This is a genomic window from Bacillus sp. NS1, assembly GCF_058248265.1.
Map to the genome: position 1 here is coordinate 1 of NZ_JBZAZF010000014.1, position 11,025 is coordinate 11,025.

2 protein-coding genes are annotated in these 11,025 nt (G+C 46.7%); both read left to right on the forward strand.

The features are described 5' to 3' along the window. On the forward strand, positions 1 to 5,360 hold a 5,360-nt coding region (locus AC4CV5_RS20650; protein ID WP_490923781.1), incomplete at its 5' end, for an amino acid adenylation domain-containing protein. 24 nt (positions 5,361 to 5,384) lie between these two features. After that, positions 5,385 to 11,025, forward strand: a 5,641-nt coding sequence (locus tag AC4CV5_RS20655; protein WP_490923783.1) for an amino acid adenylation domain-containing protein, incomplete at its 3' end; no start/stop codon positions are given.

Here is an 11,025-nt window from a genome sequence, read left to right on the forward strand (position 1 = left end):
ATCCAGAACGGGACAGGGACCGTTTGCGGATTCCGATTGGAAAGCCCGTACCCGGTGCGCGTTTGTATGTTTTAGATCCGCATTTAGCCGTACAGCCTTCTGGTGTCGCCGGCGAACTGTACATTGCCGGAGCGGGTGTTGCCAGAGGTTATTTGAATCGGCCGGCATTAACGGAAAAGCGTTTTCTAGAAGACCCGTTTTACCCGGGGGAACACATGTACAAAACAGGAGACGTGGCGCGCTGGCTCCCTGACGGGAATGTTGAATTCCTCGGCCGCACGGATGATCAGGTGAAAATCCGCGGCTACCGGATTGAGCCGGGAGAAATTGAAGCGGCACTAAGAAGTATAGAAGGTGTAAGAGAGGCGGCCGTTACCGTACGGACAGACAGCGGGGAGCCGGAATTATGCGCTTATGTAGAAGGGCTCCAAAGAAACGAAGTCCGAGCGCAGCTTGAGAGACTGTTGCCGGGCTACATGGTCCCAGCCTATATGATAGAAATGGAACAGTGGCCGGTTACACCAAGCGGAAAGCTCGACCGAAACGCCCTGCCAGCTCCTGACGGAGCGGCAGATGCGGAGACCTACACGGCGCCGAGAAACGTGACTGAGATGAAGCTTTCTCAGCTGTGGGAGGACGTGCTGAAAAATGGCCCTGTCGGGATTCACGACAACTTTTTTGACCGCGGGGGACATTCCTTAAAAGCAACGGCGCTAGTCTCACGGATCGCCAAAGAATTCGATGTACAGGTGCCGCTAAAAGATGTGTTTGCCCATCCGACAGTAGAAGGACTGGCTACCGTTATCCGTGAAGGAACGGACAGTCCATATGAAGCGATTAAGCCCGCTGAAAAACAGGAAACCTATCCGGTTTCCTCTGCCCAAAAGCGGATTTATGTCCTTCAGCAGCTGGAGGACGGAGGGACAGGCTACAATATGCCGGCTGTGTTAGAGCTCGAAGGGAAGCTCAACCCTGAAAGGATGGACAGAGCTTTCAAAGAGCTGATCAAGCGCCACGAGTCGCTTCGAACCGCCTTCGAACAGGACGCAGGAGGCGATCCGGTGCAGCGCATCCATGACGAGGTGCCGTTTACGTTACAGACTACAGTTCTCGGCGAACGAACCGAACAGGAGGCCGCAGCCGCATTTATCAAACCGTTTGATCTCAGTCAAGCGCCGCTGTTCCGTGCCCAAATCGTAAAGGTATCAGATGAGCGGCACCTGTTGCTGGTTGATATGCATCACATTATGTCAGACGGTGTTTCCGTCAACATTCTGATTCGGGAATTCGGCGAGCTGTACAATAATCGGAAGCTTCCGGCACTGCGCATTCAATATAAAGATTATGCCGTATGGCAAGAAGGATTCAAAACAGGAGACGCGTACAAAACGCAAGAGGCGTACTGGCTGAAGCAGCTCGAGGGCGAGCTGCCTGTGCTGGATCTTCCGGCTGATCATGCCCGCCCGCCGGTGCGAAGCTTCGCGGGTGACAAGGTCTTATTTACGCTGGATCAAGAGGCTGCATCAGGCCTTCATAAACTGGCAAGGGAAAACGGAAGCACACTGTACATGGTGCTCCTTGCGGCTTACACCGCGTTCTTGTCACGCTTAAGCGGACAGGAAGATATCATCGTTGGCTCGCCAATTGCCGGCCGGCCGCACAAGGATCTTGAGCCGATACTCGGCATGTTTGTGAACACGCTGGGGCTTCGGACGCGCCCGGAGGGCGGGAAGCCATTCGTACAGTATTTGCAGGAAGTGCGTGAGACAGCATTGGAAGCCTTTGAGCACCAGGATTACCCGTTCGAAGAACTTGTTGATAAGCTTGAATTGACACGGGATATGAGCAGAAATCCTCTGTTTGACGTAATGTTTGTTCTTCAAAACATGGATCAGGAATCGTTGGAGCTGAATGAACTTTGTCTCAAATCTGCAGCAAACAATGGGCATCAAACGTCCAAATTTGATTTAACCCTATATACCCAGGAACAGCCCCGCGGTTTGCTGACGTTCCAAATGGAGTTTAGTACTGACTTATATAAGAAAAAAACGATAGAAAAGTGGCTTCAATACTTCATCAATATGTTACGCGCCATCATCCAAGACAACAAAGCCGCTCTCGGAACAATAAATATCCTGAATGAGGATGAGACCCATTACCTTATCCACGAGCTCAATCGTACAAAAATAGATTATCCAAGAAATGAAACCATCAGCAGGCTCTTTGAAATGCAGACTGAACAAACACCTAATGCCATTGCAATTGTCAGCGATACACAAGAGTTAACTTACGCGGATCTGAACAGCCGGGCAAATCAAATTGCTTCAGTTCTACAGAGAAAAGGAGTAGGGCCTGATCGTGTTGTAGCCTTGTTGACAGGACGAACGCCAGAACTCATAGCGGGAATGCTGGGTATTCTGAAAGCCGGGGGAGCCTACCTGCCTATCGCACCTGATCTGCCTGTTGAACGAATAGCTTATATGCTGTCAGACAGCGGGGCGGCATTACTCCTTCAATCTGAAAAAACAGAAAAACAGCTATTAGACATTGAATGTGAACAAATCATAATCGAAGATATTCAAAAGCAAGGAGAAACGAAGAACGTTGATTCTTCAGCAGAGCCACATTCACTTGCATATATCATTTATACCTCTGGATCAACCGGTAAACCAAAGGGTGTCATGATTGAGCAGCGAAGTGTAATTCGTCTTGTTAAAAATAGCAATTATATTACATTTACACCTGAAGACCGCCTTTTGATGACATCATCAATCGGTTTCGACGTTGGGTCATTTGAAATTTTCGGACCGCTGCTAAATGGTGCCGCTTTGCATCTGTCCGATCAACAAACATTTCTCGATTCCCATCAGCTTAAGAGGTACATAGAACATCAAGGAATCACAACGATTTGGCTGACATCTTCTCTATTCAATCATTTGACAGAGCAAAATGAACAAACATTTTCACAGCTGAAACATTTGATTATAGGCGGAGAAGCTTTGTCGCCGAGCCACGTCAATAGAATCAGAAATGTCTGCCCTGAAGTATCTATATGGAATGGATATGGCCCTACCGAAAATACAACTTTTTCGACATGCCTTCACATTCAAAAAACATATGAACTTTCCATTCCGATCGGGCGGCCGGTTGGTAATTCCACCGCTTATATCTTAAATAAATGGGGAATGCTGCAGCCGATCGGAGCTGTTGGCGAACTTTGTGTCGGCGGAGATGGCGTCGCCAGAGGATATTTGGGCCGTCCTGATTTAACGAAAGAGAAATTTGTCCCAAATCCATTTGCGCCTGGCGATCGACTGTACCGCACAGGTGATCTGGCGCGCTGGCTTCCCGATGGCACAATTGAGTACGTTGGCCGTATTGATGATCAAGTAAAAGTCAGAGGTTATCGGGTAGAGCTTGGTGAGATCGAATCAGCACTTCGCCAAATAGACGGGGTCAAAGAAGCCGCTGTGTTGGCACGTACAGGCCAGATGGGGAGCAAAGAGCTGTATGGCTACATCAGCGTAAATGCAGGCACGAATGCTGAACAAGTGCGTTCTCTTCTCGCGCGTTCACTGCCAAATTATATGATCCCGGCGTACATCATTGAAATGGAGACTCTTCCGCTCACATCAAACGGCAAATTGAACCGGAAAGCACTTCCTGAACCAGATTTCGCATCTAAACAAACGTACGTCCCGCCACGCGATGACCTTGAAGAACAGCTGGCATTGATCTGGCAGGAGGTTCTCGGCATCCAGAGGATCGGAATAGAGGATTCGTTTTTTGAATTGGGCGGAGATTCAATCAAAGCGCTTCAAGTTTCTGCACGCCTTGGGCGCCATGGGCTAAGCTTGCAGGTAAGTGATTTATTCCGGCATCCAAAGATAAAAGTCTTATCACCATTTATCCGTAAGACAGAGAGAATCATAGAACAAGGCCCCATTCAGGGAGATGTTCCTTGGACGCCTGTTCAGCAATGGTTTCTTTCACAAGATATTGAAGAACGACACCATTTTAATCAGTCTGTCATGCTTTTCCATTCTGACCGTTTGTCTGAAGACGCCCTTAGAGCAGCCTTAAAAAAACTGGCGGAGCATCATGATGCGCTTCGGATGGTTTATCGTAACGATGACGGGCAATGGATTCAAATCAACCAAGGCATTCAGGAGTCACAGCTGTACAGTTTAAGAATATCTGATCTTTCACAGTCCGAAAGCGGTTGGGAAACGCAAATCAAACAAGAAGTTGCAGATCTTCAGCAACGCATCAATTTGCAAAAAGGACCATTGTTACATGCCGCGTGGTTTAAAACACTGACAGGAGATTACTTGTTCCTTGCGATCCATCATCTTGTCGTTGATGGTGTGGCATGGCGGATTTTGCTGGAGGATTTGTCAGCAGGGTACCAACAAGCATCTTCAGGCCAGGCGATTCAGCTTCCGCCTAAAACTGATTCCTACCAGGAATACGCAAGACGGATTCAGGAATATGCCCAAAGCAGCAGGCTGATTCGTGAAGAGGCGTATTGGCGAAGTGTGGAAGAACAGCAAGCTGCGGAACTGCCATATGAAATGCCGCTTTATGAGAACGCAGACTGCAGCAGAAGGGATTCGATACGCTTTTCACTCTCTGAAGCAGACACTGCCGTTTTGCTGCAAAACGTCAATCACGCCTATGGTACAGATACACAAGATATTCTGTTAACCGCAGCATCCTTGGCGATTTGTGAATGGACAGGCGGAAGCCAGCTCCGTATCGCTATGGAAGGACACGGGAGAGAACACATTCTGCCAGAGTTAGATATCAGCCGGACGGTCGGCTGGTTTACATCCATGTACCCAGCCCTCATAAGCTTTGAAAATCATAGGGATGAGCTTGGAACCGCAGTAAAAACCGTTAAAGATACACTGGGTCGGATACCAAACAAAGGGGTAGGTTACGGTATGCTGAAATACCTTACACACCCTGAAAACAAAAGCATTACGTTTTCAAAAACACCTGACATCAGCTTTAACTATTTGGGCCAGTTCAACGACATCGAAAGACAGAACAGCTTCCGTCCATCAAGTCTTGGGAGCGGAAAGGATATCACTCATACATGGAAGCGTGAGCAAATCATCGAGATGAGTGCAATGGCAGCAGATAACAAGCTCCATTTCAATCTTAGTTATCCGCCAGCCCGCTTTCATAGAAATACAATGGAGCAGCTTATCAACAGGATTGAACACTTTTTGCGGGACATTATGAAACATTGCGCCGGTAAACAGAAAGCAGAAAAGACGCTGAGCGATTTCAGCAGTCAATCATTAACGGCAGAGGATTTGGACAGTATATCCAGCTTGGTGGAAGAATTGTAGAAAATCGGACAGGGAGACATGAACATGACAAAAGCGAATTCAATTCAGGATATTTATCCGCTGTCGTACATGCAGGAAGGGATGCTTTTCCATTCCCTCCTGCAAAAAGATTCACAGGCATATGTTGAGCAAGCTTCTTTTACAATAGAAGGAAAAGTCAACTCGCAGTTTTTTCAAAACAGCATCAACGCTCTTGTAGCAAGACACGATATTTTCAGAACGATTTTTATCAGCCAAAATGTTTCCTCTCCCCAGCAGGTTGTCCTGAGAGAACGGAACATCATCGTACAGGAAAAAGACATTACTCATTTAAACGAAGAGAAGCAAGCACAGTTTATCGAACAATTGAAAGAAAAAGACCGCGCCCAAGGGTTTCACTTGCAAAAGGATATGCTCATGCGCATCGCTCTGATTCAAACAGGAGAAAGCCAGTACACTTGTATTTGGACCTTTCATCACATCATGATGGACGGATGGTGCCTCAGCATTGTGCTAAAGGAGTTTCTCCATATTTACGCATCTTATGTAAATGCCACCCCTATATCATTGGAGCCGGTCCAGCCATACGGAAGCTATATCAAATGGCTGATGGAGCAAGACAAAGAGCAGGCAGTTTCATATTGGGAACATTATCTTTCCGGCCATGAACAGCAAACCATGCTCCCGAAGCAGAAAAAAACAAAGGGGAGAAGCAGGCAGGAACACGTTACGTTTTCATTCTCTAAGGAAGAAAGCAGCAGGCTTTCGGAGCTTGCGGCAAGAGAAGAAGTAACTCTCAGTACGATTTTCCATACCGTTTGGGGCATACTGCTTCAAAAGTATAATAATAACGATGACGCCGTATTCGGCTCTGTCATTTCAGGAAGACCCGCAGAAATCGAAGGCATTGAACATATGGTAGGTCTTTTCATTAACACGATTCCAGTTCGGGTGCAGGGGGCAAAAACACCATTTCTACAGCTCATAAAAGATATGCAAAAAGACCGTCTTGCCGCTGAAGCATACAGCTACCACCCTTTATATGAGATTCAGGCCCGTTCAGCTGTTAAACAAGGGCTGATTGATCATATTCTCGTATTTGAAAACTATCCGGTTCAGCAAGAGATTCAAATGCTGAACAAGCAGGAACATGCTTCTGATCTTTTTCAGATTCATAACTTCACTGTGGCGGATGAAACCAACTACAGCTTTTATCTTATGGTGGCGCCAGGAGAAGAAATCCATATTAAAATGAGCTATGATGGGGAGCAGCATGATCGATCTTTTGTGCTTTCTGTCAAGGAGCATCTTCTGAATGCTGTATCGCAAATCTTAAATAATCCGAATCTTCCGCCTGAAGAAATCGAGATCACGACAGATACTGAAAAGCGGCAGCTGATTGGGGAAATCGCGGATCGAACTCCAGTTCCCGAAACCATCCATGCTATGTTTGAAAAACAAGCGGAAAAGACACCGGACGCTTATGCTGTAATTGATCAAGCCTGCTCGTTAACATACAAAGAACTGAATAAATCGGCTAACAGATTGGCGCGGCATTTACGAATGAAGGGTGTTGTGAGACAGGAGCCCGTTGCCATTATGATGGAACGCTCTGCGGCGTTTATCACAGCTGTTCTTGGTATCTTGAAGGCGGGCGGCGCCATTGTTCCGGTTGATCCGCATTACCCGGCTGACAGAATCCGTTATATTCTGCATGACTGCGGCTGTTCGCATGTTGTTTCACAAGCGCATCTATCCTCATCGTTAGAAAACAATTACATTATCACTCATGCAGAAGATATCGAAACCAAAGAAGAGGGCAGTAACATGAAGTCAGTCAACAATGCTGACGATCTGCTGTATATCATTTATACGTCAGGTACAACAGGTAAACCAAAGGGGGTTCAATTTGAGCATCGAAACATGGCTAACTTGCTGAAGTTCGAATATACTCGCTCTGGAATTGACTTCGAAGCAGATGTTCTGCAATTTGCGACACCTGCCTTTGACGTCTGCTATCAAGAAATATTTTCTGCGCTTCTGAAAGGCGGCACCCTGCACATCGTCCCAGAAGCCATAAAAAGAGATGTGCCTCAGCTGTTTGCATTTATAAACAAGCATCAGACGAATATTGTGTTTCTCCCAACAGCTTTTATCAAAATGATGTTCAGCGAGCGGCAACTTGCGAACTCGTTTCCTTATGGCATCAAACACTTGATTGCAGCCGGGGAACAATTAATGATTTCAGACCTTTTCCAAGACGTGTTACGTGAACGCGGCATATACCTGCACAATCATTATGGGCCTTCAGAAACTCATGTGGTATCTACGTACACCATTCATCCGGGAGACCCTATTCCTGAGTTTCCGCCAATCGGTAAACCGATAGGCTGTACTGATCTATATATACTGAATCACCACAAACAGCTACAGCCATGCGGTGTACCAGGTGAACTCTATATTTCCGGCGCAAGTGTTGCCAGAGGATATGTCAATCACGATAAACTGACACGCGACAAATTTTTATCCGACCCATTCAGGCCTGGTGTGATCATGTATCGTACAGGTGATTTGGCCAGACGGCTTGAAGACGGCAACATCGAATATATAGGACGGGCAGACAATCAAGTGAAAATCAGAGGTTATCGAATCGAGCCGCAAGAAATCGAAGTCACGTTAATGAATCATCTGGACATTAAAGAGGCTGCCATTCTCATCAGACAAGATCAAAACGGTGAACATGAATTATGCGCTTACTATTGCAGTGTACAAAAGCTGAATGCAATAGATTTACGCAGCTATATGGCTAGTGAGCTACCAGAATACATGATTCCGGCGAAATGGATTTGGGTTGACAGCATACCTCTTACCCCAAACGGAAAAATAGATCAGGCAGCGCTTCCAGCCCCAGATGCTTCAATCAGCGGAAATCCATATGCTGCCCCTCGTAATCTGATAGAGGCAAAGCTTTCACAACTATTTGAAGACGTGCTGAAGAATGGCCCTATAGGCATCCAAGACAACTTTTTTGACCATGGAGGCCACTCTCTAAAAGCAACAGTTCTCATGTCACGGATCGCAAAGGAATTTCATGTGCAAGTTCCGCTTAAGGACATCTTTGCCCATCCGACTGTAGAGGGATTGGCTTTAATCATTCAAAATGCAGAGGAAAATCCGTATGCAGCAATTGAACCTGCAGAAGAAAGGGAGACATATCCTGTATCTTCAGCCCAAAAACGGATATATGTGCTTCAGCAGCTTGATGAGGGTGTCGCCTACAATATGCCTGCGGTCTTAGAACTGGAAGGGACACTGGATGTCGCTAAACTGTCTGCTGTATGTAAAGAACTGATCAGCCGGCATGAGCCTCTTCGCACTTCCTTTGTATCCGGGGCAGATGGCGAGCCTGTTCAGCGTATTCACACCGAAGTGCCGTTTACATTAAGTACAGAGACCGCTATCGAGGAGTTTATCCGCCCCTTTGATCTCAGCCAGGCGCCATTATTTAGAGCGGGCCTTATAAAAGTGACGAACGAGAAGCATGTATTGCTGGTGGATATGCACCATATCATTTCAGATGGCGTATCCGTTCAGCTTCTAATCCGAGAATTCACCGATCTTTATGCAAACCGGCAGCTTAAACCATTACGGATCCAGTATAAAGATTACGCCGTCTGGCAGCAGCAATTTAAAAAGGGAGACTCGTACCAAAAGCAAGAGACTTACTGGCAGAAGCAGTTTAGCGGGGATCTTCCTATACTGGAGCTTCCGACAGATAAACGCCGTCCGGCAGAACGGCAATTCACAGGCGGAAAAGTAACCTTTCAATTGGATAAAGAGATCACGGACCGCATAAAGCGGCTTGCCAATAAAAATAGAAGCACACTTTACATGACGCTTCTCGCTTTGTATTCAGCCTTTTTGTCGCGGTTAAGCGGTCAAGATGATATCGTGATTGGTTCACCTATAGCCGGACGGCCCCATGCCGACCTTGAAGCTGTTCTTGGGATGTTTGTCAATACATTGGCTCTCCGCACACGCCCAGCGGGTAATAAGACATTTGAGGAATTTCTGACAGAAGTCAGAAAGACTGCACTAGAAGCGTATGAGCATCAGGATTATCCGTTTGAAGAGCTTGTGGATAAACTCGGTGTGCAGCGGGAAATGAGCCGGAATCCATTGTTTGACACAACACTAGTCCTTCAGAATATGGAACAGCAAAAGCTGAAAATGAAAGATGTACAGCTTCGATGGAACGACTTGCAGCATCCAATATCGAAATTTGATATTTCACTGTATGTAACAGAACACGATGCTGAGCTTTTCTGTCAGTTTGAATACAGTACAGCTTTGTTTGAAAAAGAAACCGTCCAAAGATGGGCCGGCCTTTTCACCACGCTTGTGGAATATACAGCTCTCAGCCCTGAAACAGAATTGGACAATATTCCAATCTTAACAAAAGAAGAAGAGAGAGATTTCATTGAATCATGCCATCCGTTTCAGGAGACGGGCTATTCGATGAACCAAACTCTCCACTATGCACTCGAACAGCAGGCAGCAAAAACGCCTGATCAGACGGCCGTTATCCTTGAAGATGGAGCGATGACCTATAAAGAATTGAACGAACAGGCTAACCGTATCGCCTGGGAGCTGATCGGACGAGGAGTAAAATCTGAAACGACCGTAGCCATTATAGGAAAGCGTTCGCCTGAAATGCTGATTGGCATTTATGGCATTCTTAAAGCTGGCGGCGCTTATCTTCCTATTGACCCGGATTACCCGGAAGAACGAATCAGCTTTCTGCTGGAGGACAGCGGTACAGACATTCTCCTGCTTCAGTCTTCCGGCCTGCGTGTTCCGGCATTTGCAGGAGAGATTGTCTACCTCAATCAGACAAATAGCGGACTGAAACATCGTTTGTCCAATCCGAATGTGGACGTACTCCCTAAATCTTTAGCCTATGTCATCTATACATCCGGCTCTACCGGGGTGCCTAAAGGTGTTGAAATTGAACATCGATCAGCGGTGAATTTTTTGAATTCCCTACAGTCCCGTTATCAGCTTAAGCATTCAGATGTGATCATGCACAAAACATCGTATTCATTCGATGCTTCAATATGGGAGCTGTTTTGGTGGCCTTATGCCGGTGCTTCTGTTTATCTGCTTCCTCAGGGAGGCGAAAAAGAGCCTGAAGTGATCGCGAAGGCCATAGAAGAACAAAAGATCACAGCTATGCATTTTGTACCTTCAATGCTCCATGCATTTTTAGAACATATAAAATATCGCTCTGTACCGGTTAAGACAAACGGACTCAAGCGAGTGTTTTCCGGGGGAGAACAGCTGGGGACCCATCTCGTCTCCCGATTTTGCGAGTTGCTTCCGAATGTTGGATTAACCAATTCCTATGGACCAACGGAGGCAACTGTAGAAGCTTCATTCTTTGATTGTCCGCTGCATGAAAAGCTTGAACGCGTTCCAATTGGAAAATCTGTTCATCATGTCAGATTGTATATCCTAAATCAGAGGCAGCGGATGCTGCCTGCCGGATGTATCGGCGAACTGTACATTGCCGGAGCAGGTGTTGCCAGAGGCTATTTAAATCGGCCGGCCTTAACAGAGGAGCGTTTTCTTGAGGACCCGTTTTACCCGGGTGAACGCATGTACAAAACCGGGGATGTGGCGCGCT